General features: G+C 60.5%; 1 protein-coding gene. It reads left to right on the forward strand.

The features are described 5' to 3' along the window. On the forward strand, positions 1-487 hold a 487-nt coding region (locus tag DNK89_RS24475), incomplete at its 5' end, for a hypothetical protein (RefSeq protein ID WP_161958990.1). Positions 488-560 lie beyond the last annotated feature (73 nt).

Here is a 560-nt window from a genome sequence, read left to right on the forward strand (position 1 = left end):
ATTCTATCAGGACGAGGATCACCGCGCGGATTTCGTGGTGATCGAAACTCCCTTGGGCATCGTGATGGACTATGGGTCTGGAAAGAATGCCAAACCCAACGAGAAGAGAAGCATCAATGCTTCGACCACAGCCTCCCTCAATTCGTTGGCCGGCGTGGCGATCGGCGTGCTCGACGGCCTCGGCATTCCCTATGGGATGCTCCAGCCGCGCAGCTGGCATGCATCCTACTTCGGCTCCGGCTTCAAACCGCCGATGGTCTATAACAAGAGCAAGCAAGCGTTTGAGCCCGACTGGAAGAAAGCGTCAGTCGATCATGCTCGCCTGCAGAACATCCCCCTTCCGATCGGCAACCGTCAGGCGCAGGAAGACTGCGCCGATGCCGTCGGCGTAGCCTGCTCCTGGCGCTCCAAGGCCATCTTCGTCCCGGCGCATCACCAGCGCGCCTACATGCAGTTGTGCATGGGTGTCGGGAGGGTCGCGGCATGAAGCGCGGCGTCGCCTTGTTCCTGTTCGTCATCGCCCTGGCGGTCGTGGGCACATTTGTGAGCTGTCGTGCACG

The organism is Acidovorax sp. ST3, from assembly GCF_003231145.1.
GTDB lineage: Bacteria > Pseudomonadota > Gammaproteobacteria > Burkholderiales > Burkholderiaceae_C > Acidovorax.